This window comes from Microbacterium sp. NPDC078814 (assembly GCF_040702645.1).
Lineage (GTDB): Bacteria > Actinomycetota > Actinomycetes > Actinomycetales > Microbacteriaceae > Microbacterium.
On record NZ_JBFBLT010000007.1, the window covers coordinates 63,555 to 90,476 of the forward strand.

The window sequence follows — 26,922 nt, forward strand, 5'->3', positions numbered from 1 at the left end:
ATGACCATGACCACCGTCACCACCACCGATGAAGAGCGCGAGGCGATCCTCGACGCCGTGCGAGAGTTCGCCGATGCGGAGCTCGCCCCGTTCGCCGCGGAACGCGACGAGAAGCACCTGTTCCCGCGGGAGTCGCTGCAGCGCGGCGGCGAGCTCGGCCTCGGCGGGATCTACGTGAGCGAGGAGTTCGGCGGCACGGGCCTCACCCGCGTCGACACCGTCGCCATCTTCGAGGAGCTCGCCAAGGCCGACCCCGCGGTGGCCGCCTACATCTCCATCCACAACATGGTGGTGTGGATGATCGACACCTACGGCGACGACGAGCAGCGGTCGCGCTGGCTGCCGTCGCTGACCGCCATGCAGGAGTTCGGCGGCTACTGCCTCACCGAGCCGGGGGCCGGATCCGACGCGGCGAACATCGCGACCAGTGCCGTCCGCGAGGGCGACGAGTACGTGCTGACCGGGGTGAAGCAGTTCATCTCCGGAGCCGGTGAGGCCGCGGTGTACGTCGTCATGGCGCGGACCGGCGAGCCGGGAGCCCGCGGGATCAGCGCCTTCCTGGTCCCCGGCGACGCGGAGAACCTGAGCTTCGGTGCTCCGGAGAAGAAGATGGGGTGGCACGCGCAGCCCACCCGGCCCGTGATCATGGACGGCGTGCGGGTGCCGGCGTCCGCGATGCTCGGCGACGAGGGACGCGGTTTCGCGATCGCGATGTCGGCGCTCAACGGTGGCCGCCTCAACATCGCGGCGTGCTCTCTCGGTGGCGCGCAGGCCGCGCTCGACAAGGCCGTGCAGTACGTGCACGAGCGCGTCGCGTTCGGGGAGCCGCTGGCGGAGAAGCAGTCGATCCTCTTCGCGATCGCCGACATGCGCACCGACCTGCAGGCCGCGCGGCTCATGGTGCGGGACGGCGCGCAGGCGGTGGACGAGAAGGCGCCGGACGCGACGATGCGCTGCGCGATGGCCAAGCGCTTTGCGACCGACGCCGGCTTCGAGGTGGCCAACCGCGCCCTCCAGCTGCACGGCGGCTACGGCTACCTGCAGGACTACGGCATCGAGAAGATCGTCCGCGACCTCCGCGTGCACCAGATCCTCGAGGGGACGAACGAGATCATGCGCCTGATCGTCGGCCGGGAGATGCTGCGACCCGCGGGGTCGACGTCGATGCGGAGCGCATCATGACCCGCGTCGCCTTCCTCGGGCTCGGGCACATGGGGCTGCCGATGGCGAAGAACCTCGTCGCCGCCGGACACGAGGTGCACGGGTTCGACCTCGTGCCCGCGGCCATCGAGGCGGCGCGAGCGGCCGGGATCCCCGTGGCGGCGAGCGGCGCGGAGGCGGTGGCGGACGCGGAGGTCGTGGTGACGATGTTCCCGGCGGGGAAGCACGTCATCGAGGCCTACCGCACGGAGCTGCTGGCGGCCGCGCGCCCCGGGACGCTGTTCATCGAGTCGTCGACCATCGCGGTGGACGAGGCGCGGGCCGCCCATGCACTTGCGCTCGCCGCGGGCCACCGGCACATCGATGCTCCGGTATCCGGAGGTGTGGTCGGGGCGGAGGCCGGGACCCTGGCGTTCATGGTCGGGGGTTCCGACGACGACTTCGCGGCGGCGCTGCCGCTGCTGGAGATCATGGGGAAGCGGATCGTGCACTGCGGCGGACCGGGACTCGGACAGGCGGCGAAGGTCTGCAACAACATGGTGCTCGCGGTGTCGCAGATCGCCGTCGCCGAGGCCTTCGTGCTGGGCGAGCGGTTGGGACTCGAGCATCAGGCCCTATTCGATGTGGTGTCCCAGGCGTCGGGGCAGTGCTGGGCGCTCACCACGAACTGCCCCGTGCCCGGTCCGGTGCCCACCAGCCCCGCGAACCGGGACTACCAGCCGGGGTTCGCTGGAGCCCTCATGGCGAAGGACCTCGGTCTCGCGCTGCAGGCCATCGAGCAGACCTCGACGGACGCGCGGATGGGTCGTCTGGCGCAGGAGCTGTACGCCGCCTACGCCGCCGGCGACGGCGCCGCCCGTGACTTCTCCGGCATCATCACGGAGATCCGCGGCTGACTCCCGCTTTCGAATCGCCTGAATGGTCGCAAATCCGGCCGAAATGCAGCAAATCGGGCGATTCGAAGGGGAGGGTGGATGACAACAGGAAGGCGGGAGCGATGACCGAGTACGAGACGATCCTGGTGGAGCAGCGCGGACGGGTGGGCTGGATCACCCTCCACCGACCGGAGGCGCTCAACGCGCTGAACAGCCGGCTCGCCGAGGAGGTCACCGCGGCCGCGCAGGCCTTCGATGCGGATGACGGCGTCGGGGCCATCGTCGTGACCGGCTCCGAGAAGGCCTTCGCGGCCGGCGCCGACATCAAGGAGATGGAGGGCATGTCCGCGGCGGAGATGCTCGAGACCGACCACTTCGGCGTCTGGCACGACTTCGCGGCCGTGCGCACCCCGGTCATCGCGGCGGTCTCCGGGTTCGCGCTCGGCGGCGGCTGCGAGTTGGCGATGATGTGCGACATCATCCTCGCCGCGGACACCGCGAAGTTCGGACAGCCCGAGATCAACCTCGGAGTGATCCCCGGCATGGGCGGCACCCAGCGGCTCATCCGCGCGGTGGGGTACTACAAGGCGGCGGAGCTCGTGCTGTCCGGCCGCTTCATGGGGGCAGAGGAGGCCGAGCGCTCCGGACTCGTGTCCCGTGTCGTCCCCGCGGCGGATCTCCTCACCGAGGCGACGACGCTGGCCGAGACGATCGCGTCGAAGTCGCTGCCGTCGGTCTACGCCGCCAAGGCCGCGCTCGATGCCGCCATGGAGACGACGCTGTCCGAGGGCCTCGCCCACGAGAAGCAGGCGTTCGCGGCGCTGTTCGACACGCACGACCAGAAGGAGGGGATGGCGGCCTTCCGCGAGAAGCGCACGCCGGACTTCCAGAACCGCTGACCGCGGGGCACGGGTCAGCCGCGCAGGGACTCCACGATCTTCGCGATCCGGCGCTCGCGCGTCGCCTCCTGCTTGGCCTCGGCGACCGCCCTGGCGTGCTCCTTGCGCGCCGACGGGGAGAGGGCGTCGAACGCCGCGCGCACGGCCGGATCGGCGTCGAGGGCGGCGGCCAGTGCTGGCGGCACCTCGACCACCCGCTCCGCGGTGTCGAGCCGGATGACGGCGTCGACCTCCTGATCGATCTCGACACCGAGGTCCGCGCGGGCGGCCTTGCTGAGCCCGATCATGTTCTCGCCGCCCATGCGGGCCAGGCGCAGGCGCGCGGTGCGCCCGCCGATCGTGACCGCGACCGGGAAGGCCTTGCCGGCGCCGAAGGACGCCACCTGCTCGTCGGTGAGGAGGATCGCCGCGGCGGGGCCGCGACCGGTGAGGACGGTGTGCACGCGCAGTTCGCTCATGCAGGAAGAGTACGCCCGCCATCCTCGATCGCGGCGACCAGAGCGGTGTTGCGTTCGGCGATCAGGCGCTCCATGTAGCGGCCGAGCACGAGGGCGTCGACGACGCGGCCGAGGGGCCCGAAGGGCGACCGGAACACGATCGTGTCGCGCATGAGGGTGCCGCGCGGATGCTCCTCGAACACGTGCTCGTGCCGGAGGTCGCGGAACGGTCCGGCGATCTGACGGTCGGTGAACCGATGCGGCGCGTCGATGTCGAACACCACGGAGCGCAGGCGGAACGGGATGCCGAAGTGCCGCGCGCGCCAGGTGACCGTGGACCCCTCGCTGAACGCGCCGCCTGCGGGCTCCTCGATCATCGTCTCGTCGTAGCGCGCCATCGACTGCAGATGCAGCTCCGGGTCCAGTGCTGCGGCGAACACGACAGGGCGCGGTGCCGCGATCACGGTCTCGAGCACGAACCGGGGCATCAGAGCGGTTCGGGGAGGGGGCGCGGGTCGATGAAGTCGCCGGCGTCGCGGCGCAGGCGGGCGACGATGGCGACGAGCTCGGCGGCGTCGGCCTCGCTCATCCCGGGGTCGGCGAAGACGTCGGCGTTGAGGGCGGTCGTGGCGCGCTCGACGAGATCGCGGCCGTCGTCGGTGAGGGCGAGCATCGCCGCGCGTCCGTCGTGCGGGTGCGGTTCGCGGACGACGAGGCCGTCGCGCATGAGCCGCTCGGCGGTGCTCGTGATGGTGGTGGCGTGGACCTGCAGGCGCGCGACGACACTCGACAACGGCAGGCGTCCGGCGCGGCTGAAGGCGAGCAGCCGCAGCACCTCGTAGCGGGCGAAGCTCAGCGCGAAGGGCTTGAGGGCCGCGTCGACGCGGGCCAGGAGGAGCTGCTGGGCGCGCATCACCGAGGTGACCACCGTCATGCCGTCCGCGGCCTCGGTCCAGCCGTGCGCGATCCACTGCCGCTTCGCCTCGGCGAGCGGGTCGACGGGAAGCGGGCGGGGTCGGACCACGTCTCTACGGTACCGGGGGAGTCCGCCCCCGGCTGTCAGCGGCGAGCCGCGGGGCCCGACTGTCGACTATGTATACATTGGCGGCCGAAATCGGGGGTACCACCTGCGGATCCCTCCGCCTTTGGCTACATAGAAGAGCGTGCGGATAGACTCAGCGTGTCGTGAGGAGCATTCGATGAAGATCTTCGTCCTGGTCAAAGAGGTACCGGACACCTATGGCGATCGCACGTTGAATCTCGAGACCGGACTCGCCGAACGCGGGGCCGGGGATGTGGTCCTCGACGAGATCACGGAGCGGGCCCTCGAGGTCGCCCTGGCCCACGCCGACAAGAACGAGGGCACCGAGGTCGTGGCCCTGACGATGGCGCCCGAGAGCGCGACGGCATCCGTGCGGCGGGCCCTCGCGATCGGCGCCGCCTCCGCGATCCACATCGTCGACGAACAGCTCGTCGGCGCCGACCTGGGCCTCACCGCCGAGGTGCTCGCCGCCGCGATCCGCCGCGGCGCCCCCGACCTCGTCATCACCGGCAACCTGTCCACCGACGGCGCCGGCGGGGTCCTCCCCGCGATGCTCGCCGAACACCTCGGCTGGGCGCAGGCCACCGCCCTCACCGCGGTCGAGATCACCGCCGAGGGCGTCTCCGGCACCCGCGGCGCCGACGCGGGCAACCAGCAGGTGACCGCGCCGCTGCCCGCCGTCATCTCCATCACCGAGGCGCTCCCGGACGCCCGGTTCCCCAACTTCAAGGGCATCATGGCGGCGAAGAAGAAGCCGCTGGAGGTGCTGTCCCTCGCCGACCTCGACGTGTCGGCCGACCCGGCGGCGGCGCCGCGCACCATCATGACCGCGGTCTCGGAGAAGCCCCCGCGGGCCGCCGGCGTCAAGATCACCGACGAGGGCGATGCCGCCGAGAAGCTCGTCGAGTTCCTCGTGCAGAACAGGCTGGTGTGACATGGCGTACCCCGAGAACCCGATCCTCGTGCTCCTCGACGTCGACCCGTCCGGTGCACTCACCAGCAGCACCGTCGGACTCCTCGGCGCGGCGGCAGGCATCGGCACACCGGTCGCGGTGATCGTCGGCGGTTCCGAGGCGGCGGTCGCCACGGCCGCGGAGGCCGGAGCCGCGGTCGTGCTCACGGCCGACGGCGACCCGTCCGCGCTGACGGTCCCGATCGTCGACGCGCTGCAGGCCGCCGCCGCGCAGGTGCATCCCGCGGCCGTCCTCATCTCGAACTCGATCTCCGGACGCGATGTCGCCGGCCGGTTCGCGGTGCGGACGAAGAGTGCGCTCGCCGTGGACGCGGTCGGGGTCTCGCGTGACGACGAGGGCATCGTCGCCCACCACTCGGTCTATGGCGGGGCGTATCTCGTCGACGCCGCCGCGACGTACGGCACGCTCGTCGTCACGCTGCGCCAGGGCGCTGTGGACGCCAGAGCCGAGGCGGTCGCCTCCCCGCAGGTCGAGCAGCTCGCGGTCACTCCGTCCGGAGCGGTCGCCGCGACGGCGGGCCCCGTCGAGACGGTCGAGGCCACCTCGTCCCGGCCCGAGCTGCGCGGAGCGACCCGCGTCGTGTCGGGCGGCCGGGGTCTCGCCTCGAAGGAGAAGTTCGTGCTCGTGGAGGAGCTCGCCGACGCCCTCGGGGCCGCGGTCGGCGCCTCGCGTGCCGCCGTCGATGCGGGCTACATCCCGCAGTCCCACCAGGTCGGGCAGACCGGGGTCTCGGTGTCGCCGCAGCTCTACGTCGCGCTCGGGATCTCCGGCGCGATCCAGCACCGCGCCGGCATGCAGACGTCGAAGAACATCGTGGCGATCAACAAGGACCCGGAGGCGCCGATCTTCGACGTCGCCGACTTCGGCATCGTCGGCGATGTGTTCACGATCGTGCCGCAGGTGATCGCTGCGCTCGAGGCGCGGAAGAAGTAGCCATGGCGAGGCGGGTGCTGCGCCGCGGGCTTCCGCGGGTGCCGGGCGGCGAGCCGTGGCCGCCCGCCGAGGTGACGGTCGAGACCGTCGATGCGGTCGAGGTGGCCGCCGCCGAGGCGACGGTGTCGGCGCCGGCGTCCGCGACGACGGAGCGCGTCGAGGGCACGGCCCCCGAGGTCGAGGCCGCTGTCGCGACCCCCTCTCTGCCGGCGGACGCCGCCCCGCGCCCGACTCTCCGTCGGGGCCTTCCGCGCGTCCCGGGCGGCGAGCCGTGGCCGCCGGCCGAGGCCGCGCCGGCGGTGTCGGCCGTCGCCGCGGTGCCTGCCGAGACGTCACGTGCCGCGGTCACGGCGCCCGACGCTCCCGCTGCCGAGCCGGCTGCCGCCGCGACGTCCGCTGCCGCGACGCCCGCTCCCGCGACGCCCGGCGCCGCGACGCCCGCCGGATCCTCCAGCGTTCGTCGTGGACTGCCCCGTGTCCCGGGCGGCGAGCCCTGGCCGCCTGCGGGGACCGTGCCTGCGCGGGCGACCGCCGACACCTCCTCGGCCGTAGCAGCGGACGCCCCCGCGATCGCGGAGACTCCGGCTCCGGCCGCGGCACCCGCGACGGCGGAACCCGCGGTCCCCGGCACCGCGCTCGCCCCGGCCGCCGACATCAGCACGCCGCTGCCCTGGACCCGCACGGTCTGGAACGGTCGTGCCCCCCGACACCTCCCGGCCGCCGCCTCGACCACCCCGACCGCTCGCCGCCGCCCGACCTGGACCCAGGCGATCGCGGCGCTGTTCGGCGCCGCCGCCCTCGGTGTGCTCGCGGCCGCGGCCGTGGCCCTCGTCCGCACGCTGCTGAGCCTCCCCTTCATGCAGGACTTCCTGGCCGCCTTCCCGGGCGAGTACGAGCCGCCGATCCCGGTCGAGCCCGGCTTCGCGCCGTGGGTCAACTGGGCGCACTTCTTCAACATGTTCCTGATCGTGCTGATCATCCGCTCGGGGCTGCAGGTGCGCACCGAGAAGCGTCCGAGCGTGTTCTGGACGCCGCGGAACAACCCGAAGGGCAAGATCAGCCTGAACCTCTGGTTCCATCAGGCGCTCGACATCCTGTGGCTGCTGAACGGCGTGATCTTCGTGGTGCTGCTGTTCGCCACGGGGCACTGGGTGCGGATCGTGCCGACGAGCTGGGAGGTCTTCCCGAACGCGCTGTCGGCGGCGCTGCAGTACATCTCGTTCGACTGGCCGCACGAGAACGGCTGGAACAACTACAACAGCCTGCAGCAGCTCGCCTACTTCGTCACCGTCTTCCTCGCGGCACCGCTCGCCGCCGTCACCGGGTTCCGCATGTCGGGGCTCTGGCCCAAGAAGGCGGAGCGCCTGTCGAAGGCGTACCCGGTGGAATGGGCGCGCGCCCTGCACTTCCCGGTGATGCTCTACTTCGTGGCGTTCATCATCGCGCACGTCGCGCTCGTGATGCTGACCGGCTTCCTGCGCAACCTCAATCACATGTTCGCCGCGCAGGATGCCGCGACGTGGACGGGGTTCTGGGTGTTCATCGCCTCGCTCGTCGTGATCGCGATCGCGTGGGTCGCGGCGCGGCCGCTCGTGCTCGCGCCGATCGCGAAGGTGTTCGGCAAGGTCTCGGGGCGCTGATCCATGACCGACCGCACTGCCATCGAGGAGTACTGGCGCGACGCCCGGATCGCGCTGCCGCACCTGCCCGAGGCGCTTCCCGAGGCGTGGGGTTTCGGCGCGACGCCGGAGCACGCCGACGAGCTCCTGGAGCTCGTGCTCCGCGGCATCAAGGTGGGCACCGCGTCCTCCGTCTGGGACTACGAGGAGACAGGGGATCCGCTGCCGACCGTCGGCGAGCTCAGCATCATCCTCGACGGAACCGGCGCCCCGCGCGCCGTGATCGAGACCACGGCGATCGACATCGTGCCGTTCGACGAGGTCGACGAGGCGCACGCGTTCGCCGAGGGGGAGGGGGATCGCACGCTCGCGCACTGGCGCGAGGTGCACGAGCGCTACTGGCGCACCCACTCCGAGAACCCGCGCGGCTATGAACCCGACATGCCGGTGCTGTGCGAACGCTTCCGGCTGCTCCTGCCGGCCGGCACGGAGGACTGAGAAGAGGGAGATCATGGCAGAGGCCTACATCGTCGACGCGGTCCGTTCGCCGGTCGGACGCCGTGGCGGCGCTCTCGCGGAGATCCACCCCGCCGACCTCGGCGCGCACAGTCTGCGGGCCCTCGTCGACCGGACCGGCATCGACCCCGGCGCCGTGGACGACGTGATCCTCGGAGCCATCGATGCGATCGGGGGGCAGGCCGGGAACGTCGCGCGCACCGCGCTGCTCGTCGCCGGCTTCCCGGAGCACGTGCCCGGCGTGACGATCGACCGCCAGTGCGGATCCAGTCAGCAGGCCGTGCACTTCGCCGCGCAGGCGGTGCTCAGCGGCACCAGTGACCTCGTGATCGCCGGCGGGCTGCAGAACATGTCGCGGATCCCGCTCACGGCCGCCGCGACCGTCGGCCGGGAGTACGGCTTCACGACGCCGTACGCCGAGTCGCCCGGATGGCAGGAGCGCTACGGCGACCAGGAGATCTCGCAGTTCCGGGGCGCGGAGCTCATCGCCGAGCGGTGGGACATCTCGCGGGAGGAGATGGAGCGGTACGCGCTGGAGAGTCACCGCCGGGCGGCCGTGGCCCAGGACGAGGGGCGGTTCGCGGCGGAGATCGCGCCGCTCGCCGGGCTCGACCACGACGAGGGCGTGCGCCGGGACACCACTCTGGAACGCATCGCCGGACTGCCGCCGCTCGCGCCCGGGGGACGGATCACCGCCGCGGTCGCGTCGCAGATCAGCGATGCATCGAGTGCCGTGCTCATCGCCAGTGCGCGGGCGGTGCAGGAGCACGGCCTCACCCCGCGGGCCCGCATCCACCACGTCTCCGTCCGCGGCGACGACCCCGTGCTCATGCTCACCGCGCCGATCCCGGCGACCCGGCACGCGCTGGAGCGCACCCGGCTCCGGATCGAGGACATCGACCTGTTCGAGGTCAACGAGGCGTTCGCCTCGGTCGTGCTCGCCTGGATGCGCGAGACCGGTGCGCCGCACGAGAAGGTCAACGTCAACGGCGGCGGCATCGCGCTGGGCCACCCGATCGGCGCGACCGGCACCCGCATCCTCGCGACCCTGCTCAACGAGCTGGAGCGCACCGGCGGCCGGTACGGCCTGCAGACGATGTGCGAGGGCGGCGGCGTCGCGAACGTCACGATCATCGAACGCCTCTGAGCGCAGACGAAAGGGCCGCCCCGCGGGGCGGCCCTTTCGGTGAAGACGAGGGTCAGGGGCGCACGAAGCGGACCTCGGTGAGCGTCTCGCCGAGGAACGGCTCGGTGTGCGCGGCGCCGTCGAGGTGGAATCCGTTGCGCGTGTAGAAGCGGTGCGCGCGGGGGTTGTCCTCGGCGACCCAGAGGTAGAGCGGCTCGTCCTTCTCGACGGCCGCATCGAACAGCTTCTGCCCGATGCCGGTCGAGTGGTACGCGTCGAGCAGGTAGATGAAGTACAGCTCGCGGAACGCCGGGGCGTCCTTGTCGCGGGCCGGACCCGAGCCGACGAAGCCGACGATCTCGCCGTCGACGAGCGCCGCGTTCATCTTGAAGTCGGGGCCCTGCGCCGCCCAGTGCGTCCAGAGCTCGGCCATCCGGCGGGGGGAGACCTTCTCCAGAGCCGCCTTGCTGATGAGGTGATCGTAGGTCTCGTGCCAGCACTGCGCATGCACGCGACCGAGGGCTTCCGCATCCACATCACGGACCGGACGGACGATGACTTCGGGCTGGGCTTCGGCGCTCATGCGGTGACTCTACGGCGGGTCCGTGGAAATCGGAAATCGGGACGACGGCCCCCGAGAGGCCCACCGGGGGCATGGAGGAATCGGACAACGAAGTTCGACCGTCGTGCGCGGATGGCTACGATCAGTCCTCGTGAACGTGATCTGGCGGACCCTCCTCGTGATCCTCGGTGCGCGTCGCCGCGTGCGGCAGGGGAAGACCCTCGACCCCACCGCCGTCGGCACCGTGACGGTGACCACCCTGCCGACCGACCTCGACATCCTCCGCCACATGAACAACGGCCGGTACCTGTCGCTGTTCGACCTCGGTCGCTGGGACCACCTCATCCGCACGGGGTTGTTCGACGTGATGAAGGAGCAGGGCTGGTACGCGGTCGTGTCGAGTGAGACGATCACCTTCCGCAAGTCGCTCCAGCTCTGGCAGCGGTTCGAGGTGCAGTCCCGGTTCATCGGGCACGACGAGAAGGCCCTGTTCCTGGAGCATCGTGCCGTGGTCGGCGGCGAGGTCTACGCCCGGGCCATCGTGCGGGCCCGCGTGCTGCGACGCTCCGGCGGCACGGTCAGCAACGAGGAGCTCTTCGCTGCGGTGGGCAAGCCCGACGGGGTGCCGGAGATCGACGCGTGGGTGCACGACTGGGCGGCCGCGTCCGCCCTGCCTCCCGTGCGCACCCCCGCCCCCAGCATCTGGAACTGACCCGACTCCGGCCCGCCCGGTCGGGCACCCCGGGATTCCGCGACCGGAGACCTAGGGTGGTCACATGGCAGAGTCGTCGTCATCCTCCGCGGAGGCGGGGGCATCCGCATCCCTCGCCGATCAGGCCGTCGAACTCGCGCGCCGCTGGGTGATCGAGGCGGCCGCGGCCGACGTCGACCCCGCAGCGGAACGCCTCGCCGGAGTCCTGCGCGACGCCAACGGTCTGCCGTTCACCCTCGGTTTCGTCGACGGCGTGATGCGGCCGGAGAGCCTGACCGCCGCGGCCGCCCAGCTGCGCCGGATCGCGCCGATCGTGCCGGAGTTCCTGCCGTGGTACCTGCGCTCCGCCGTGCGGCTCGGCGCCGGCGTCGCCCCGGTGCTGCCGACCCCGGTCGTCCCCCTCGCGCGGCGGGCGCTGCGCGAGATGGTGGGGCACCTCGTGGTGGACGCGCGGCCCGCGAAGCTCGGACCCGCGATCGAGAAGCTGCGGGAGTCGGGCTCGCGCCTGAACCTCAACCTCCTCGGGGAGGCGGTGCTGGGCGAGGCGGAGGCGCAGCGGCGGCTCGACGGCATCCATGAGCTCATCCGGCGTCCGGACGTCGACTACGTGTCGGTCAAGGTCTCCGCCATCGTCAGCCGCATCTCGATGTGGGGCTTCGACGAGGTCGTCGACCGGGTCGTGGAGCGGCTGCTCCCGCTGTACGTGACGGCGGCAGCGGACGGCACCTTCATCAACCTCGACATGGAGGAGTATCGCGACCTCGACCTCACGATCGCCGTCTTCACACGGATCCTGGAGGATCCGCGGCTCACCGGTCTCGAGGCCGGGATCGTGCTGCAGGCCTACCTCCCTGACGCGCTCCCGGCCCTCCAGGAGCTCACCGCCTGGGCGCAGGACCGCGTGATCCACGGGGGAGCCCGCATCAAGGTGCGCCTCGTGAAGGGCGCGAACCTCGCGATGGAGCACGTCGAGGCGACGCTGCACGGGTGGACGCCCGCGCCCTACGACACCAAGCTCGACACCGACGCCAACTACCTGCGCTGCCTCGACTGGGCGCTGCGGCCCGAGCACACGTCGGCCGTGCGGATCGGCGTGGCCGGCCACAACCTCTTCGGCATCGCCCACGCGTGGCTGCGGGCCGGGGAGCGGGGCGTCCGCGACGCGGTCGAGTTCGAGATGCTGCTCGGCATGGCTCAGGGGCAGGTGCAGGCGGTGTCCCGCGAAGTCGGTCCGGTGCTGCTGTACGTGCCGGTCGTGGCGCCCGCCGAGTTCGACGTGGCCATCAGCTACCTCGTGCGGCGGCTGGAGGAGAACGCGTCGTCCGAGAACTTCCTCTCCGCGGCGTTCCATCTGCACGACGACGAGACGCTCTTCGCCCGAGAGGCCGACCGCTTCCTCGACGCGCTCGACCGGGCGGCCGACCCCGCCCTCGCCCTCGGGCCGCGGCGCACGCAGGACCGCCTCGCGCCGGTGCACGAGTCCGTGCGGCCGGCGCCGGTCAGCCCGGTCGCGGAGGCCGATCTCACCAAGGCCGTGCTCGGCATCGTGCGCGGCTCGGACGACGCCGACACCGGCGCCTACCTCGAGACCGCCGTGTACGCGGCGCGCGAGCGTGGGGAGGACACCGGGGGCGCCCCGGGCTTCGCGAACACGGCCGATACGGATCTCGCGCTCCCCGCCAACCGCGAGTGGGCGGCGGGGATCCGCGCACGGCTCGCGGACTCGACGGTCGGGACGGAGGTCCTGGACGCGGCCCGCGTCGACGACGCCGACGACCTCGGCCGCATCGTGCGCGGTGTGCAGGGTGCGGCGGCGGCCTGGGGTGCGCGTCCTGCAGCCGAACGGGCCGAGGTGCTGCTGCGCGCAGCGGCGGCGCTCGAGTCCCGGCGTGCGGAGCTGATCGAGGTCGCGGCGGTGGAGACGGGCAAGGTCTTCGCCGAAGCCGATGTCGAGGTGAGCGAGGCCGTCGACTTCGCCCGGTACTACGCCGCCACGTGCCGCGAGCTCGACGCGATCTCCGGCGCCGTGTTCGTCCCCGCCCGCGTGACCGTCGTCGCGCCGCCGTGGAACTTCCCCCTCGCGATCCCCGCGGGTGGCGTGCTGGCGGCGCTCGCCGCGGGCTCCGGCGTGGTCCTGAAGCCCGCCCCGCAGGCGCGGCGGTGTGCGGCGGTGCTCGTGGAGGCGCTGTGGGACGGTGGCGTGCCCCGTGAGGCTCTCGCTCTCGTCGACATCGAGGAAGGCGACCTCGGCCGTGCCCTCATCACGGACGAGGCGGTGGATCGGGTGATCCTCACCGGGTCGTGGGAGACCGCGGCGCTGTTCCGCTCCTGGCGTCCCGACCTGCCCCTGCTCGCCGAGACCAGCGGCAAGAACGCCATGATCATCACGCCCTCGGCCGATCTCGACCTCGCCGTGGCCGACCTCGTGAAGAGCGCGTTCGGTCATGCGGGGCAGAAGTGCTCCGCGGCGTCCCTCGCGATCCTCGTCGGGCCGGTGGGGCGCTCGCAGCGTTTCGCCCGTCAGCTCGCCGACGCTGTCCGCTCGCTGCGTGTCGGGTGGCCCTCGGATCCGCTCGCCGAGGTGGGCCCGGTCATCGAGAAGCCCGAGGGGAAGCTCGCCTGGGCCCTCTCCGAGCTGGAGGGCGACGAGCGGTGGCTCATCGAACCCGCCCTCGACTCCGCCGACGACGGCAGCGGCCGGCTGTGGAGCCCGGGCGTGCGGGTCGGCGTGCAGTCCGGTTCCCGCTTCCACACCGAGGAGTTCTTCGGACCGGTCCTCGGGGTCATGCACGCGCCGACCCTCGCCAAGGCCATCGACCTGCAGAACGCCGTCGCCTACGGTCTCACCGCGGGGCTGCACACACAGGACCCGGACGACCTCTCCTTCTGGCTCGACCGTGTGCAGGCCGGGAACCTCTACGTCAACCGCGGCACCACCGGGGCGATCGTGCAGCGGCAGCCGTTCGGCGGGTGGAAGCGGTCCTCCGTCGGCGCCGGCGCCAAGCCGGGCGGGCCGAACCACCTCATCGGACTCGGGTCGTGGCGCGCCCAGCACGGGGCCCCGGCGTCGAGCACCCTCCATCTGCGGGGGCTCGACTCCCGGATCACGGGGCTCATCGAGGCCGCGCAGCCGTCCCTCCCGTTCGAGTCGTTCGAGTGGCTTCGGCGATCCGCCCTGTCGGACGCGTTGGCCTGGGACCGGGAGTTCGGCCGGGTGCGGGACGTCTCACGGCTGGAGATCGAGCGCAACCTCTTCCGGTATCGGCCCGTGCCCGTGGAGATCCGCGCCACCGAGGACGCCGCCCTGCACGACCTGCTGCGGGTCGTGATCGCGGGAGTGCGCGCGGGGGCGGGCTTCGTCGTGTCCACTCCGGTCGGGCTTCCGGCGGGCGTGCGGCATGCTCTGGGTGACCTCGACGCCGTGGTGTTCCTGGAGACGGAGGTCGAGTGGCTCCAGCGGATGCAGGTGGCCGAGGAGTCCGGGGCCTCGGGAGATGCGGGTGTTCCGGTGCTTCCGCGGCATGGGCGTGTGCGGCTCGTGGGCGGACGGGAGTCGGTGGCGGCGCTGCGCTCCGCGCTGGCGGTGGCCACCGGCGGTGACCCGGACCTCGCGGTGTACGACGCGGAGGTGACGGCGGCGGCCCGCATCGAGCTCCTCCCGTTCGTGCACGAGCAGTCCGTCTCGATCACCGCCCACCGTTACGGAAACCCCGACCCCTGGAGCGCCTCCGTCATCTGACCCCCGGCCGTTTCGGTGCGGGTGCAATAACGTGCCGCTCCGGTCCGTCAGGGGTCCGTTTCTGATCCCGGCCCGTCAGGGGTCCGTTTCTGATCCCGGCCCGCCGTGGTGCCGCGCCCATCTCGGGTGTGGGGGCGAAAAGGCGCCTCCCCGCGCCACCCGGCGTGCGTTTCTGATCCCACCCGACCGGGGGCCGCCGCGCCGGTTTCGGTGCGGGTGCGAAAGAGGGCCGCCTCGGTGCTGCTCGGGTGCAATTCTGATCCCACCTCCGGGGCGTACGTGTCTCCAAGCCGCGGGTGCAAAAATGCGCCGCTCCGGAGCGATGGGGGTGCGTTCTCGATCCCGCCTGCGGTGGGTGTGCGGGATCGGTGTGGGGTGCTGCGGGGAGGGGTGGGAGCTTCCGGGGACGCGGGATCGAAAAGGTGCCGTCGGGGGCCTGGGGAGGTGCGCTATTGATCCCGCGGCGCGGGGTGTGGGGGAGTGGGCGGCGTGCGGGATCGGAAACGGGCGGGAGAGGCGGTGCGGGGGTGCGATTGTGATCCCGGGAAAGACTGCGGAGAGGGGACAGGGGGGCGGGGACGGGGTGCAATGTAAAAGATTCTTGACATGGGGGACGGGCGGACGTAGTCTCGTGTCAAGAATTTTTGACACGAGGAGATTCGCATGGTCTATGAGGAGCGCAACGTCTGGGCCGGGCTCATCGTCAGCCCGATCGTCGCGGTCGTCTACGTCGTGCTGCTGCTACAGCAGGCCGGCGGCGGACCGCTCACCGCCACGGACTGGTTCCCGCTGATGCTGTGGACGATCGGCGGGGGCATCGTCGGGACGATCGTGCTCAGCGTCCTCTGGGGCATCGTCGCCGGGATGTCCGATCCGGACGGCGTCGGCCGCTCCGACATCCGCGACCGGGACATCGGCCGGATGGGAGCCCGCGTGGAGCAGGCCTTCGTCACCATCGCCGGCCTCGGGGTCATCGTCCTCTGCGGTCTTGGCGCCGACGTGTTCTGGATCGCGAACACCATGTTCGCCGGGTTCCTCGTGGCGGCCGTCGTCGGCGGTGTCGCCCGGGCCATCGCCTACCGCCGGGGGCTCCGCTGATGGTCAAGCCCACTCTCGTCTCCAACACCATCCGCGCCCATCGCGAGCGCGCCGGACTCACGCAGGCCGAGCTCGCCCGCACGATCGGGGTCACCAGGCAGACCCTCATCGCGATCGAACAGCAGAAGTACTCGCCGACACTCGAGCTCGCGTTCCAGATCGCCCGGGCGTTCGGGGTCGGGATCGACGACCTGTTCGCGTATCCGACCGACCCCGGAGGTGCCGCATGACCGAGACCATGCCCGCCTGGACCCGCGAGACGTACGGCCCGGCCGCCGGGACAACACGGACCCGGCAGCCCGTCCTCCAGCCGCATCGGGGCGAGGTCGTGCTGCGCGTGCAGGCCACCGCCCTCAACGCCGGCGACGTGCGGCTGCTCCTCGGCGACCCGCTGCTGGTCCGGCCGTTCTTCGGGCTCACCCGCCCCAAGAACCCGGTGCGCGGGCTCGACGTCGCCGGCACCGTCGTGGCGGTCGGCGCGGACGTGGTGAACGCCGAGCTCGGCGAACTCGTGGTCGGGGAGCTGCAGGGCGGCGGCGGCCTCGCCTCCCACGCCCGCATCGCGGCTGACCGCGTCGTGCCCGTCCCGCCCGACGTGACACCCGAGGCGGCTGCGTGCCTGCCGATCGCCGGAGGCACCGCGTGGCAGGCGCTCGACGCCGCCGGGGTGGGGCTGCGGCACCGCGCGCAGCGGGTCCTCGTGATCGGGGCGTCCGGCGGCGTGGGGACCTTCGCCGTGCAACTCGCGGCGCTCCGCGGGGCCGAGGTCTGGGCGACGTGCGGCGCGCGCAACGCCCTGCTGCTGGAACGCCTCGGAGCCGTGCGCACGCTCGACCACCGCACGTCTCCGCTCACGCATCTGCCCTCCTCCCGGTTCGACGCCGTCATCGACATCGCGGGAGGTGTGCCGATCCGCGAGCTGCAGCGCCTCGTCCGCCCGGGTGGCCGAGTGGTGCTCGTGACCGGCGACGGCGGACGCGTGTTCGGCCCGGTGCCGCGGATGATCCGCGCCGCCGTGCTCTCGCTCCGCGGACCCCGGGTGGTGTCGCTCACGGCGACCTCGCGCCCCGAGGTCCTCACGAAGCTGCTCGAGCTCGTGGAGGAGGGGCAGCTGGTCCCGGTGATCGAGCGCACGTACCCGTTCGACGAGGCGGTGTCCGCGCTCGCGCACGTCGAGGCCGGGCACACGGTCGGCAAGGTCGTGGTGTCGCAACGCGAGGGCTGAGGGCGACACGGGACGGATGCTGGTGGCGCCCAGGGTCCGGTGGCACAATGGTCACCGGCGTGCCCGAGTCGCATCTTCCCCTCCGCCTCGTCCGAGCAGGGGGTCGAAGGACCGCCGGGCCCCTGGACAGCGTCCGCCGCGCCCGTTCACACGAGGAGCATCCATGTCGACGCCGGAGACCGCCGTCACCACCGCCCCCACGCGCACCGCGCACCGCCGCCACTACCTGATGTGCCGTCCCGAGCACTTCACGGTGAACTACTCCATCAATCCGTGGATGGAGCCGTCGCGGCCGACCGACACCGCCAACGCGGTCGCCCAGTGGCAGAAGCTCTATGACCTGTACGTCGAGCTCGGCCACGAGGTCGAGCTCATCGATCCGCTCCCCGGCTACCCGGACATGGTCTACACCGCCAACGGCGGCTTCCTCATCGATGGCCGCGCCTATGTGCCGGAGTTCCGGTTCGTCGAGCGCCAGGGCGAGGCTCCGGCCTTCGCCGACTGGTTCCGCGCCGCGGGCTACGACACGGTGATGCCGAAGGAGGTCAACGAGGGCGAGGGCGACTTCCTGCTCGTCGGCGACGTGATCCTCGCCGGGACCGGCTTCCGCTCCACCGGTGACAGCCACCGCGAGGTCGGAGAGGTCTTCGGCCGCGAGGTCGTGTCGCTGAACCTCACCGACCCCCGCTTCTACCACCTCGACACCGCGATCGCGGTGCTCGACCCCGTGCAGGGCGTGGAGAACGGCGGCCCCGAGCGGGCGAACATCGCCTACCTCCCCGGGGCCTTCGACGACGCCAGCCGTGCCGAGCTGGAGAAGCGCTTCCCGGACGCGATCCTCGTGTCGGACGAAGACGGCGCGGTGTTCGGCCTGAACTCCTCGAGCGACGGCTACAACGTCATCATCTCGCCGCGGGCGAAGGGCTTCGAGCAGCAGCTCCGCGAGCGCGGCTACAACCCGATCACCGTCGACCTCTCCGAGCTCCTCCTCGGCGGCGGCGGCATCAAGTGCTGCACGCTCGAGCTGCGGGGTGCGAAGTGACGATGGAGCAGGCGGCGGACGCTTCGACCCTTCGACAGGCTCAGGGACCCAGCGCGGTCGCGGAGCCGCACGTCGCGCACAACTACCACCCGCTGCCCGTGATGATCGCGCGCGGCGAGGGGGCGTGGGTCACCGATGTCGAGGGCAAGCGGTACCTCGACCTGCTCGCGGCGTACTCCGCGGTCAACTTCGGGCACCGGCACCCCGCTCTCGTCGCGGCCCTGACCGAGCAGCTCGGTCGGGTCACGCTCGTCAGCCGGGCGTTCCAGAGCGACACCCTGGAGCCCTTCGCCGCGGCGCTCGCCGAGCTCTGCGGCAAGGAGCTCGTCCTCCCGATGAACACGGGCGCCGAGGCGGTCGAGACCGGCATCAAGGTCGCCCGGGCCTGGGGCTACCGCGTGAAGGGCATCCCCGAGGGGAAAGCGCGGATCGTCGTGGCGAAGGGCAACTTCCACGGCCGCACGACGACGATCGTGAGCTTCAGCGACGACGAGACCGCGCACGACGACTTCGGTCCCTACACGCCGGGCTTCGACCGTGTGCCGTTCGGCGACGCGGAGGCGATCGCCGCGGCCATCACGGAGGACACGGCGGGCGTGCTCGTGGAGCCGATCCAGGGCGAGGCCGGGGTCGTGATCCCGCCGGAGGGGTACCTCCGGCGCATCCGCGAGATCTGCGACGAGAAGAACGTGCTGTTCATCGCCGACGAGATCCAGGCCGGGCTCGGTCGGGTCGGCGAGACGTTCGCGTGCGACCGTGAAGGCGTCGTTCCGGACCTGTACCTGCTGGGCAAGGCGCTCGGCGGCGGCATCCTGCCGGTCTCGGCCGTGGTGGGGAACACGGATGTGCTGGGCGTGATCCGCCCCGGCGAGCACGGCTCCACGTTCGGCGGCAACCCGCTCGCGGCGGCCGTCGGTCTCCGCGTGGTGGAGATGCTGCAGACGGGCGAGTTCCAGGAGCGTGCGCGGGCGCTCGGCGCGCACCTCGAGCAGGCACTGCAGCCGCTGATCGGCCACGGTGTCACGGGTGTGCGCATCGCCGGGCTGTGGGCGGGCGTCGACATCGATCCCGCCATCGGCACTGGCCGCGAGATCGCGGAGAAGCTGCTCGACCGCGGTGTGCTCGTGAAGGATACGCACGGGCAGACCATCCGCATCGCCCCGCCGCTCGTCATCCGGGCCACCGAGCTCGACTGGGCCGTCGAGCAGCTCAAGGTGGTCCTCGACGCCTGACCGCGGCCGACCCACCCCCTTCTGCACGAGCCACCCCCTTGCGAACGTTCGCAAGGGGGTGGCTCGTCTCGAAAGGGGTGGGTCGACGGCTCAGGCCGGCGGGGAGTCCGGGTCGAGCGTGCGGAGGGTGTCCTCCTCGGCGGCGTTGTCGGCCGCGAGCTCGTCCTCGGTGTTCTCGTCGCCGCCCAGCGGAGCGTCGTGGCCCGGGCCGGAACTGCCCTGGATGGCGCCGCCGGTCGACTCGCCGCGAGAGCTGTCGCCCTGGATCGCGCCGCCGGTGCCGTCGCCCTGGCCGGAATTCTCGTCAGGGACGTCGACGCCGGGAGCGCCTTCGGCCGGATCCTGCGGGTGCGGGGTGCTCATGTTCTCGTCCATGACCCGACGCTACGACCGTCGGGCCGCGATGAGGAAGGCGTTGACAAACGCCTTCACAGCTCACTCGCCGTCGCGGCGCGGCAGCCGGATGGGCGTGGTCGCCGCCGCCTTCTCCGTGTAGTCGACCGGCTCGACCGCCTGCACGACCCGCAGCGGCCGGGTCTCGTCGAGCGTCAGCCGGAAGCGGCTGCTCTCCTCACGGCGCAGACGCCCGGACGTGAGCACCCAGGTCACCCCGATCGCGCACGCGATGAAACCGGCGGTCCCGCCGAGCATGATGGCGGCGCGAGGACCGAACGCGTCGGCGACCCAGCCGGCGATCGGCGCCCCGACCGGAGTCGACCCCATGATGACGGCCATGTAGAGGGCGAGCACGCGGCCGCGCAGTGCCGGATCCGTCGTGATCTGCACGTAGCCGTTGGCCGTGGTCAGCAGCGTCACGATCATGAAGCCGGTGAACGTGAGCGTGACCGCATAGGAGAGGTAGGTCGGCATCGCGGCCGAGACGAAGGCCGCGATCCCGAAGCCGCCCGCCGCGAGGATCACCACGCGCACCCTCGCCCGGTCCCGACGCGCGGCGAGGAGGGCGCCGATCAGGGACCCGATCGCGAGCACCGAGCTCAGCACCCCGTACCCGTCGGCGCCGGCTCCGAACTCCAGCGCCATGGTCGAGGCGAAGATCGGGAAGTTCATGCCGAACGCGCCGATGAGGAACACCGTCACGAAAACGACCTTGAGGTCGCTGCGCGCCCAGACGTACCGGAATCCCTCGGCGAGGCCGCCGCGGTTGCGGTTCTTGGGCCGCGGTGCGAGCAGGTGCGTGCGCATGAGCAGCAGCGCGACGATCATGGCGAGGAAGGTCGCGGCGTTGACGATGAACACCCAGCCGGAGCCGATCGCGACGATGAGCAGACCGCCGACCGCGGGGCCGATCATGCGGGCGAGGTTGAAGGAGGCGGAGTTGAGCGCCACGGCGTTGGAGGTCTCCGTCGCGGACACCATGTCCGACACGAAGGCCTGCCGCGCGGGGGCGTCGAAGGCGTTGACGATGCCGAATCCGAGGGCGAAGGTGAGCATCATCGGCAGGGTCATCACCCCGGCGAGCAGCAGGGAGCCCACGGCGATCGCGAGGGCGAGGAGCGCGGTCTGCGTGGTCAGGAGGATCTTCCGCCGGTCGAAGCGATCCGCGACCCAGCCGGTCAGGCTCACGAGCACCAGGGGAGGGCCGAACTGCAGCGCCATGGTGACGCCCATCGCGGTCGCGTCGTTGTCGGTGAGTTCGGTCAGCACGACCCAGTCCTGCGCGGTGGCCTGCATCCACCCGCCGACGTTCGACACGAGGGCTCCGGCGAACCAGATCCGGTAGTTGATGTTCGCGAACGAACGGAACATGGCGTTCATCGCTCCACCGCTCTCCGCATCAGGGCGCTCGCTTCTCGCAGCGTCGCCAGCTCCTCCTCGGTGTATTCGACCTCGCGGAGCATGTCGGCCAGCAGCACGTCACGGCGGCGGATGGTCTCGACGACGATCTCGACGCCGGCGGGGGTGATGTCCACCTGCACGCGGCGGCGGTCGTCCTCGTCAGGGGTGCGGGCGACATAGCCCTGCTCCTCCAGGCCGTTCACGATGCTCGTCATCGAGGGGGCGGTCACGCGCTCGCGCTCGGCGAGGGTGGAGATCGTGCGCCGTCCGTTCATGCGGAGGTCGGCGAGGACGGCGAGCTGGGTGTCGCTCATCATGTCGGCGGCACGCGCGCAGCGGAGCCGGCGGGCGAGCCGGAACGTGGCCATGCGGAGGTCTGTGGCGGTGAGGTGCAGGGAATCATCGGACGCAGACATACTTAGTTAGTCTATCTAATATTTCTGCCCCGGGGCCGGGCGAGCCGAGGTCAGCGGGCACAATGGAGGGGTGACCCGAACGATCGCTCTCGAAATCGCCGTCCAGGATCCCGCCGGAGTGCGCATCGCCGCCGAGGTCGGCGCCGCTCGCGTCGAGCTCGCCACAGCCCTCGCGCTGGGCGGGCTCACCCCGTCGCCGGCCACCCTGGAGCTCGCGCTCGAAGCCGCCGGGGCGGACGGCCCCGAGGTGCACGTCCTCATCCGTCCGCGCGCCGGCGGCTTCCACTACAGCGCCGACGAGTTGGCCGTCGCCGAACGCGACGTGCGGCACGCGGTCGCGACGGGGGCCGCGGGAGTGGTGATCGGCGCGCTCGACGGCGAGGGCCGACTGGATCGCGACGCCATGGCCCGGCTGCGGGATGCGGCCGGGGGAGCTCCGGCGACCCTGCACCGCGCGATCGACGTGACCGCCGACCCGGTGGCGACCCTGCGGGCCGCGAGGGAGCTCGGGCTCCGGCGCGTGCTCACCTCCGGAGGGGCATCCGCCGCGATCGACGGCATCGACACCCTGCGCGCGCTCGTCGCCGCCGCCGAGGGGCAGATCGAGGTGATGGCCGGCAGCGGCGTCGACGTCGCGAGCGCTCCGGTGCTCGCCGGGACCGGGGTGGACGCCCTCCACTTCTCCGCGAAGCGGGCAGTGACCGAGGACGGCGGCGTGCGCATGGGCTCCGCCTCCGACGGGGTCGGCGGCTACGAGGTGACGGATCGCGACATCGCCTTCGCCATCCGCGACGCCATCCGCGAGGCGCTCGCGGAGACCGACCGGTAAGGCAGGATCATGACCGAGACCCGCGAGTACACCGACAGCCACGGCATCGCCATCGTCTACGACGTCCACCCGGCGGAGGGGACGCCCCGCGGCGTCGTCCAGCTCCTGCACGGGGTGGGCGAGCACGCGGGACGGTATCCGGCCCTGATCGCCGCGCTCACCGGAGCCGGGTTCACCGTCTACGCCGACGACCACCGCGGGCACGGGCGCACCGGCATGCGTCAGCACGGCGACCCCGCCCAGCTCGGACGGCTCGGTCCCGGGGGTCTCCGGGCGGCCAAGGACGCGGTCTGGCAGCTGACCGGCATCATCCGCGACGAGAACCCCGACCTCCCGCTCGTGCTCCTCGGACACTCGTGGGGGTCGTTCCTCGCGCAGATGCTGGTGAACGAGCACGCGGAGGCCTTCGATGCGGTCATCCTGTCCGGCTCGGCGCTGCGCACGCCCCGCTCCCTGAACCCGGCGCCGCTGAACGCCGCGTGGGCCGCCGACGACGCGACCGGATACGAGTGGCTGAGCCGGGACCCCGCGGTGTGGAAGGCCTTCGAGGAGGATCCGCTCACGACGGGAGTGCCGCTGCTCAAGCTCTTCGGCCTGCTCGACGCGGCGCGGCTGTACGGGCGTCCCGCGAAGCACCTCGCGCGCGACATTCCGGTGCTGCTTTTGGTCGGCCGTGACGATCCGGTCGGCGGTCCCCGCAGCGTGCACAAGCTCGCTGACGCGTACCGCCGGCGCTCCGGGCTCACCGACGTCACGACCCTCGTCTACCCCGACGCGCGGCACGAGATCTTCCAGGAGCTCCAGCAGGACGAGGTGCGCGCCGACGTCCTCGCGTGGCTCGACGCCCACATCCCCGCCCGCTGACCCCCGCCCCGTTACCTCCCGTTCCGTTCCGGTCCGGCCCTTCCGGCCCCTTCCGTCCGCCACGCCGGATCACTTTGGTGCCCGGAACACGTCCCAGAGGCGCGTTCTTGCGCTCACGACGAGTGTGGGGCCTCGGCGCGCGTCGACGAGGCAGCGTCCGTGGAGACGTGTCGGGATCACTTTCACGCCTCCGGCCATCCCGCGGGATCACTTTCGGGCCGCCGGCCGTCTCGCGGGATCACTTTCGGCCCTGCGACGGGCTGCGGGAGGGCGTTTTCGAACACACGCGGTGAGTGGGTGCGTTGGCGCCCGGGCTCATCGTCGGGATCACGGGCGCCTCACCCCACTCCGGGACAACGTTCGTGCCTCCCTCCGGCCCTGTGCGGGATCACTTTCGGGCCCGGGGTGGGCGGCGGGAGAACGTTTTCGAACACACGCGGTGAGCGGGTACGCCGGTGACCGCGCCGCTGATCGGGGCGGTGGTGGTGAGTTCGGAGCGTGCGAGTGGCGGAGGGCCGCGCGGTGGCGGGATCACAAACGGGCTGGGGGACGGGATGGCGGGTGCGGTTTCGAACCCGAGGGAGGTGCGTGGCGGGCCGGGTCTGGCTGGCGGGATCAGGAACGGGCGCGGAACGCGGTGCCAGGGGGCGGTTTTGATCCTGCGCGGGAGGGGGCGGTCGCGGCGCCCGGGTGGCGGGGTCAGAAACGGGCGCGGGATGGGGTGGCGGGGGGCGGTTTTGATCCCGCGCGGGAGACCGGCGGTGGGGGCGGCCGGGGGCGGGATCAGGAACGGGCGGGGGAGGGGGTGGGGAGGGACGGGTGTGACCCCGCACCGGAGGGAGGGACGGACGGAGGGGGAGTGTGACGCGGGATGACGCGGGGTGAAGGCGTGTGACGGACGGGGATCACGGGCGACGGGGGCAGCCCTAGATTCGGGGCACATCCGCACGAGCGAGGGGAGGGCCCGCGGCGATGAGCTTCCTGACGGACTGGCACGAGTGGCATGCGGCGCGCGAGCGCTATGCGGGGTCGGAGTACGGGCCGTCCGCGCTGGAGTCCACGAACTGGCTCATCACCGAACCCGCCGCGGTCGACGGCGTACCCGGACTCTGGGCCCTCACCGGGGACGGCGGCATCCGCGGCAGTGAGCTGGGACCGTCGGGGTCGGTCGTCACCCTCCGCGGCACCCAGACCCTGCGCCTCGGGCGGCGCGAGCTGCGTGTGTTCGACCGCAACGGACTGCTGGCGCTCCGCGTCTGGAACCCCGCCCGTCCGCAGCGGGAGTGGTTCACCGCGATCGACGCCTACGCCCCCGACGAGCGATGGCGGATCCCGGCCACGTTCGAGCCCGCGCCGGACGAGCGGATCGTCGTCACGGCGGTCGACGGCGAGGAGCGCGAGACCCCGATCGCCGGACGCCTGCGGTTCGAGCTCGCCGGGGCCCCGCACGAGCTCACGGTCACCCGCAGCGGGAGCGGAGCGCTGAGTGCGGTCTTCGCCGACGGGACGAACGGGCTGGAGACGTACCGGTTCCGCTTTCTCCCCGTCGACGAGCCCGCCGCCGACGGGTCCGCCGTGATCGACTTCAACCGGGCGTACCTCCCGCCGTGCGCCTTCTCCGACCAGTTCATCTGCCCCCTGCCCACACCAGGCAACCGCTACTCCACGCCGATCAGGGCCGGGGAACGCGTGGTCGTGCTCGGCGGCTGACCACGGCGGCAGCGTGCGCCTTAAGCTGGATCCGTGCACGGTGAATACAAGGTTCCTGGGGGCAAGCTCGTCGTCGTCGACCTCGAGGTCGAGAACGACCGGATCGCGCGGTTTCGGCTCGCCGGGGACTTCTTCCTCGAACCGGACTCCGCGCTCGACGACATCAACGCCGCCGTCGAGGGCCTCCCCGCCGAGTCCGACGCCACGGCCATCGCCGCGGCCGTCCGCGGTGCCCTCCCCGAGGGGGCGCAGCTGCTCGGCTTCAGCCCCGAGGCCGTGGGCACCGCCGTGCGTCGCGCTCTGGTCACCGCGCCCGGGTGGCGCGACTTCGACTGGGAGATCGTCCACGAGAAGGCGGTCTCGCCGCGCATGAACCTCGCGCTCGACGAGGTGCTCACCTCCCGGGTGGGCGAGGGGCGCCGTCGCCCGACCCTGCGCATCTGGGAGTGGGACGAGTCGGCCGTCGTCATCGGCTCCTTCCAGTCGTACCGCAACGAGGTCGACCCCGAAGGCGCCGCGAAGCACGGCTTCGACGTCGTCCGCCGCATCTCCGGCGGCGGTGCGATGCTCATGGCGGCGGGACAGATCATCACCTACTCGCTGTACGTGCCGGCCTCGCTCGTGGCGGGCATGACCTTCGCCGACTCCTACGCGTTCCTCGACGACTGGGTGCTGCAGGCGCTCCGTTCGCTCGGCATCGACGCCGTCTACCAGCCGCTCAACGACATCGCGAGCCCGACCGGCAAGATCGGCGGCGCCGCGCAGAAGCGCCTCGCGAACGGGGGCGTGCTGCACCACGCCACCCTCTCCTACGACATCGACGGCCAGATGATGACCGAGGTGCTGCGCATCGGCCGTGAAAAGCTCAGTGACAAGGGCACGACCTCGGCGGCCAAGCGCGTCGACCCGCTGCGGAGCCAGACCGGACTGGAACGTGCCGAGATCATCGAGCGCTTCAAGGACACGTTCCGCTCGCTCACCTCCGCCGAGGACGGCGGCATCACGCCGGACGAGTACGCCGATGCCCAGGCGCTGGTGGAGTCGAAGTTCTCGACCGACGCGTGGCTGCACCGGGTTCCGTGAGCCGTTCAACAGGCTCAGGCCCTTCGGCAGGCTCAGGGACCCAGGGCCCTTCGACAAGCTCAGGGACCCAGGGGGGCGGCTCAGGGGTCCAGGATCCGGGGCGGGTGTCGGTGATCGAGGGGGACAACCTCGCGGTTGCGGCGACCCTGCCGTCCGGATCCTTCACGCTCGTCTACCTCGACCCGCCGTTCAACACCGGGCGGGTGCGGGAGCGGCAGGTGGTCACCGCCCGCCGCACGTTCCCACCCCAGGAAGAGCCGGCGGATGCGGACGGCGCCAGCGTCGAGCCGGCGGAGCCTGCGGCGGAGGGCCGGAGTCCTGCACGGGCGCCCGGCGAGCCCGAGGTGCGACACGGCTTCCACGGGCACCGGTATGAGCGGGTGCGCGGCATGCTGCGCGCCTACGACGACAGCTTCGACGACTACGGCGCCTTCCTCATGCCGCGGCTGGAGGAGGCCTGGCGGCTGCTCGCCGACGACGGCACCCTGTATCTGCACCTGGATTACCGCGAGGCGCACTACGCGAAGGTCATGCTCGACGCGGTGTTCGGCCGGGACTGCTTCCTCAACGAGCTCATCTGGGCGTACGACTACGGCGCGAAGTCCCGGCGGCGGTGGCCCACCAAGCACGACACGATCCTGGTGTACGTGAAGAACCCGCGGACGTACGTGTTCAACTCCGACGACGTCGACCGGGAGCCGTACATGGCGCCGGGACTGGTGACCGCGGAGAAGGCCGCGCGCGGCAAGCTCCCGACGGACGTGTGGTGGCACACGATCGTCCCGACCACGGGGCGCGAGAAGACGGGGTATCCGACGCAGAAGCCGGAGGGCGTCCTGCGGCGCATCGTGACCGCGTCGAGCCGGCCGGGCGACCGGGTGCTCGACCTCTTCGCGGGCAGCGGCACGACCGGAGCCGTGGCCTCCGCACTCGGCCGGGACGCGGTGCTCGTCGACGACAACCCGGAGGCGGTGCGGGTCATGGCCGCGCGCATCCCGCACGCGGAGGTCCGCCGGGCCTGAGCGGGCCTG

The 26,922-nt window shown here is 71.8% G+C and carries 27 protein-coding genes; 20 read left to right on the forward strand and 7 right to left on the reverse strand.

What is annotated here, in order from left to right; all coding sequences use genetic code 11:
* The 3 genes from AB0300_RS14485 to AB0300_RS14495 all read left to right on the forward strand — a co-directional run bounded on the left by AB0300_RS14485 (position 1) and on the right by AB0300_RS14495 (position 2,935).
* Positions 1–1,182 (forward strand): acyl-CoA dehydrogenase family protein, encoded by a 1,182-nt coding sequence (locus tag AB0300_RS14485; RefSeq protein WP_303709822.1) that lies wholly within the window; start codon positions 1–3, stop codon positions 1,180–1,182.
* Positions 1,179–2,057, forward strand: coding sequence for a 3-hydroxyisobutyrate dehydrogenase (mmsB, locus tag AB0300_RS14490; RefSeq protein WP_025105414.1), 879 nt, complete (start codon positions 1,179–1,181; stop codon positions 2,055–2,057). The genes AB0300_RS14485 and mmsB overlap by 4 nt, the downstream gene beginning before the upstream one ends.
* Before the next feature lie 101 nt (positions 2,058–2,158).
* Complete coding sequence (locus AB0300_RS14495) at positions 2,159–2,935, forward strand: enoyl-CoA hydratase (protein ID WP_085605491.1); 777 nt, start codon at positions 2,159–2,161, stop codon at positions 2,933–2,935.
* 14 nt (positions 2,936–2,949) lie between these two features.
* On the opposite strand, the gene AB0300_RS14500 is transcribed toward AB0300_RS14495, so the two are convergent.
* Genes AB0300_RS14500 through AB0300_RS14510 form a run of 3 tightly spaced genes read right to left on the reverse strand, consistent with a single transcriptional unit; the run spans position 2,950 to position 4,396 of the window.
* A complete protein-coding gene (locus AB0300_RS14500) occupies positions 2,950–3,393 on the reverse strand; it encodes a YdeI/OmpD-associated family protein (RefSeq protein WP_025105416.1) in 444 nt (147 codons plus the stop codon).
* Positions 3,390–3,860, reverse strand: a complete 471-nt coding sequence (locus AB0300_RS14505; RefSeq protein ID WP_366216262.1) for an SRPBCC family protein — start codon at positions 3,858–3,860, stop codon at positions 3,390–3,392. Before AB0300_RS14505 ends, AB0300_RS14500 begins: the two co-directional genes overlap by 4 nt.
* Complete coding sequence (locus tag AB0300_RS14510) at positions 3,860–4,396, reverse strand: MarR family transcriptional regulator (RefSeq protein ID WP_085605486.1); 537 nt, start codon at positions 4,394–4,396, stop codon at positions 3,860–3,862. The genes AB0300_RS14505 and AB0300_RS14510 overlap by 1 nt, the downstream gene beginning before the upstream one ends.
* Positions 4,397–4,571: 175 nt before the next feature.
* On the opposite strand from AB0300_RS14510, the gene AB0300_RS14515 reads away from it, so the two are divergent.
* Genes AB0300_RS14515 through AB0300_RS14535 form a run of 5 tightly spaced genes read left to right on the forward strand, consistent with a single transcriptional unit; the run spans position 4,572 to position 9,603 of the window.
* A complete protein-coding gene (locus AB0300_RS14515; protein WP_126894129.1) occupies positions 4,572–5,348 on the forward strand; it encodes an electron transfer flavoprotein subunit beta/FixA family protein in 777 nt (258 codons plus the stop codon).
* A gap of 1 nt (position 5,349) precedes the next feature.
* The gene (locus tag AB0300_RS14520; protein ID WP_366216263.1) at positions 5,350–6,321 is read left to right on the forward strand and encodes an electron transfer flavoprotein subunit alpha/FixB family protein; all 972 of its coding nucleotides are present in this window, start codon (positions 5,350–5,352) and stop codon (positions 6,319–6,321) included.
* Positions 6,322–6,323: 2 nt separating this feature from the next.
* Complete coding sequence (locus AB0300_RS14525) at positions 6,324–7,961, forward strand: cytochrome b/b6 domain-containing protein (protein ID WP_366216264.1); 1,638 nt, start codon at positions 6,324–6,326, stop codon at positions 7,959–7,961.
* Between the two features lie 3 nt (positions 7,962–7,964).
* A complete protein-coding gene (locus AB0300_RS14530) occupies positions 7,965–8,438 on the forward strand; it encodes an ASCH domain-containing protein (RefSeq protein ID WP_315109185.1) in 474 nt (157 codons plus the stop codon).
* A gap of 13 nt (positions 8,439–8,451) precedes the next feature.
* Positions 8,452–9,603, forward strand: coding sequence for an acetyl-CoA C-acetyltransferase (locus AB0300_RS14535; RefSeq protein WP_366216265.1), 1,152 nt, complete (start codon positions 8,452–8,454; stop codon positions 9,601–9,603).
* A gap of 52 nt (positions 9,604–9,655) precedes the next feature.
* On the opposite strand, the gene AB0300_RS14540 is transcribed toward AB0300_RS14535, so the two are convergent.
* Positions 9,656–10,165, reverse strand: coding sequence for a GNAT family N-acetyltransferase (locus AB0300_RS14540; RefSeq protein ID WP_025105423.1), 510 nt, complete (start codon positions 10,163–10,165; stop codon positions 9,656–9,658).
* A gap of 130 nt (positions 10,166–10,295) precedes the next feature.
* Here AB0300_RS14540 and AB0300_RS14545 point away from each other — a divergent pair, with 130 nt between their 5' ends.
* The 7 genes from AB0300_RS14545 (at position 10,296) to rocD (ending at position 19,192) form a co-directional block, all read left to right on the forward strand.
* Positions 10,296–10,856 carry an acyl-CoA thioesterase gene (locus tag AB0300_RS14545; RefSeq protein WP_025105424.1) on the forward strand — a complete coding sequence of 187 codons (561 nt, stop codon included), beginning with the start codon at positions 10,296–10,298 and terminating at the stop codon, positions 10,854–10,856.
* A gap of 64 nt (positions 10,857–10,920) precedes the next feature.
* Positions 10,921–14,595: a bifunctional proline dehydrogenase/L-glutamate gamma-semialdehyde dehydrogenase gene (locus AB0300_RS14550; protein WP_366216266.1), complete on the forward strand. Its 3,675-nt coding sequence runs from the start codon at positions 10,921–10,923 to the stop codon at positions 14,593–14,595.
* Positions 14,596–15,258: 663 nt separating this feature from the next.
* Complete coding sequence (locus AB0300_RS14555; protein WP_062636978.1) at positions 15,259–15,693, forward strand: hypothetical protein; 435 nt, start codon at positions 15,259–15,261, stop codon at positions 15,691–15,693.
* A complete protein-coding gene (locus tag AB0300_RS14560; RefSeq protein WP_060922632.1) occupies positions 15,693–15,923 on the forward strand; it encodes a helix-turn-helix transcriptional regulator in 231 nt (76 codons plus the stop codon). The genes AB0300_RS14555 and AB0300_RS14560 overlap by 1 nt, the downstream gene beginning before the upstream one ends.
* A complete protein-coding gene (locus AB0300_RS14565; protein ID WP_366216267.1) occupies positions 15,920–16,918 on the forward strand; it encodes an NAD(P)-dependent alcohol dehydrogenase in 999 nt (332 codons plus the stop codon). The genes AB0300_RS14560 and AB0300_RS14565 overlap by 4 nt, the downstream gene beginning before the upstream one ends.
* A gap of 163 nt (positions 16,919–17,081) precedes the next feature.
* Complete coding sequence (gene ddaH / locus AB0300_RS14570; RefSeq protein ID WP_060922634.1) at positions 17,082–17,960, forward strand: dimethylargininase; 879 nt, start codon at positions 17,082–17,084, stop codon at positions 17,958–17,960.
* Between the two features lie 2 nt (positions 17,961–17,962).
* Positions 17,963–19,192, forward strand: coding sequence for an ornithine--oxo-acid transaminase (gene rocD / locus AB0300_RS14575; RefSeq protein WP_085605470.1), 1,230 nt, complete (start codon positions 17,963–17,965; stop codon positions 19,190–19,192).
* A 90-nt stretch (positions 19,193–19,282) separates the two neighbouring features.
* On the opposite strand, the gene AB0300_RS14580 is transcribed toward rocD, so the two are convergent.
* From AB0300_RS14580 to AB0300_RS14590, 3 genes are read right to left on the reverse strand one after another with little or no spacing between them, the layout of a single operon-like run.
* Positions 19,283–19,567, reverse strand: coding sequence for a hypothetical protein (locus tag AB0300_RS14580; RefSeq protein ID WP_025105431.1), 285 nt, complete (start codon positions 19,565–19,567; stop codon positions 19,283–19,285).
* 60 nt (positions 19,568–19,627) lie between these two features.
* Positions 19,628–20,959 carry an MFS transporter gene (locus AB0300_RS14585; protein ID WP_025105432.1) on the reverse strand — a complete coding sequence of 444 codons (1,332 nt, stop codon included), beginning with the start codon at positions 20,957–20,959 and terminating at the stop codon, positions 19,628–19,630.
* A 5-nt stretch (positions 20,960–20,964) separates the two neighbouring features.
* Positions 20,965–21,405: a MarR family transcriptional regulator gene (locus tag AB0300_RS14590; protein WP_366216268.1), complete on the reverse strand. Its 441-nt coding sequence runs from the start codon at positions 21,403–21,405 to the stop codon at positions 20,965–20,967.
* A gap of 70 nt (positions 21,406–21,475) precedes the next feature.
* Between AB0300_RS14590 and AB0300_RS14595 the strand changes: the two genes are divergently transcribed.
* The 5 genes from AB0300_RS14595 (at position 21,476) to AB0300_RS14615 (ending at position 26,913) form a co-directional block, all read left to right on the forward strand.
* Complete coding sequence (locus tag AB0300_RS14595) at positions 21,476–22,234, forward strand: copper homeostasis protein CutC (RefSeq protein ID WP_366216269.1); 759 nt, start codon at positions 21,476–21,478, stop codon at positions 22,232–22,234.
* 9 nt (positions 22,235–22,243) lie between these two features.
* Positions 22,244–23,098: an alpha/beta hydrolase gene (locus AB0300_RS14600; protein ID WP_126894475.1), complete on the forward strand. Its 855-nt coding sequence runs from the start codon at positions 22,244–22,246 to the stop codon at positions 23,096–23,098.
* A 972-nt stretch (positions 23,099–24,070) separates the two neighbouring features.
* Positions 24,071–24,808: a DUF1684 domain-containing protein gene (locus AB0300_RS14605; protein WP_062765531.1), complete on the forward strand. Its 738-nt coding sequence runs from the start codon at positions 24,071–24,073 to the stop codon at positions 24,806–24,808.
* Between the two features lie 33 nt (positions 24,809–24,841).
* Positions 24,842–25,891 carry a biotin/lipoate A/B protein ligase family protein gene (locus AB0300_RS14610; RefSeq protein ID WP_025105437.1) on the forward strand — a complete coding sequence of 350 codons (1,050 nt, stop codon included), beginning with the start codon at positions 24,842–24,844 and terminating at the stop codon, positions 25,889–25,891.
* Between the two features lie 104 nt (positions 25,892–25,995).
* Positions 25,996–26,913, forward strand: a complete 918-nt coding sequence (locus AB0300_RS14615; protein WP_338566788.1) for a site-specific DNA-methyltransferase — start codon at positions 25,996–25,998, stop codon at positions 26,911–26,913.
* Positions 26,914–26,922: the final 9 nt, after the last annotated feature.

Coding starts and splice junctions, on each gene's coding strand:
- AB0300_RS14485 (WP_303709822.1), top strand. CDS start 1: ATGACCATGACCACCGTCACCACCACCGATGAAGAGCGCGAGGCGATC.
- mmsB (WP_025105414.1), top strand. CDS start 1,179: ATGACCCGCGTCGCCTTCCTCGGGCTCGGGCACATGGGGCTGCCGATG.
- AB0300_RS14495 (WP_085605491.1), top strand. CDS start 2,159: ATGACCGAGTACGAGACGATCCTGGTGGAGCAGCGCGGACGGGTGGGC.
- AB0300_RS14500 (WP_025105416.1), bottom strand. CDS start 3,393: ATGAGCGAACTGCGCGTGCACACCGTCCTCACCGGTCGCGGCCCCGCC.
- AB0300_RS14505 (WP_366216262.1), bottom strand. CDS start 3,860: ATGCCCCGGTTCGTGCTCGAGACCGTGATCGCGGCACCGCGCCCTGTC.
- AB0300_RS14515 (WP_126894129.1), top strand. CDS start 4,572: ATGAAGATCTTCGTCCTGGTCAAAGAGGTACCGGACACCTATGGCGAT.
- AB0300_RS14520 (WP_366216263.1), top strand. CDS start 5,350: ATGGCGTACCCCGAGAACCCGATCCTCGTGCTCCTCGACGTCGACCCG.
- AB0300_RS14525 (WP_366216264.1), top strand. CDS start 6,324: ATGGCGAGGCGGGTGCTGCGCCGCGGGCTTCCGCGGGTGCCGGGCGGC.
- AB0300_RS14530 (WP_315109185.1), top strand. CDS start 7,965: ATGACCGACCGCACTGCCATCGAGGAGTACTGGCGCGACGCCCGGATC.
- AB0300_RS14535 (WP_366216265.1), top strand. CDS start 8,452: ATGGCAGAGGCCTACATCGTCGACGCGGTCCGTTCGCCGGTCGGACGC.
- AB0300_RS14540 (WP_025105423.1), bottom strand. CDS start 10,165: ATGAGCGCCGAAGCCCAGCCCGAAGTCATCGTCCGTCCGGTCCGTGAT.
- AB0300_RS14550 (WP_366216266.1), top strand. CDS start 10,921: ATGGCAGAGTCGTCGTCATCCTCCGCGGAGGCGGGGGCATCCGCATCC.
- AB0300_RS14555 (WP_062636978.1), top strand. CDS start 15,259: ATGGTCTATGAGGAGCGCAACGTCTGGGCCGGGCTCATCGTCAGCCCG.
- AB0300_RS14560 (WP_060922632.1), top strand. CDS start 15,693: ATGGTCAAGCCCACTCTCGTCTCCAACACCATCCGCGCCCATCGCGAG.
- AB0300_RS14565 (WP_366216267.1), top strand. CDS start 15,920: ATGACCGAGACCATGCCCGCCTGGACCCGCGAGACGTACGGCCCGGCC.
- ddaH (WP_060922634.1), top strand. CDS start 17,082: ATGTCGACGCCGGAGACCGCCGTCACCACCGCCCCCACGCGCACCGCG.
- rocD (WP_085605470.1), top strand. CDS start 17,963: ATGGAGCAGGCGGCGGACGCTTCGACCCTTCGACAGGCTCAGGGACCC.
- AB0300_RS14580 (WP_025105431.1), bottom strand. CDS start 19,567: ATGGACGAGAACATGAGCACCCCGCACCCGCAGGATCCGGCCGAAGGC.
- AB0300_RS14585 (WP_025105432.1), bottom strand. CDS start 20,959: ATGTTCCGTTCGTTCGCGAACATCAACTACCGGATCTGGTTCGCCGGA.
- AB0300_RS14590 (WP_366216268.1), bottom strand. CDS start 21,405: ATGTCTGCGTCCGATGATTCCCTGCACCTCACCGCCACAGACCTCCGC.
- AB0300_RS14600 (WP_126894475.1), top strand. CDS start 22,244: ATGACCGAGACCCGCGAGTACACCGACAGCCACGGCATCGCCATCGTC.
- AB0300_RS14605 (WP_062765531.1), top strand. CDS start 24,071: ATGAGCTTCCTGACGGACTGGCACGAGTGGCATGCGGCGCGCGAGCGC.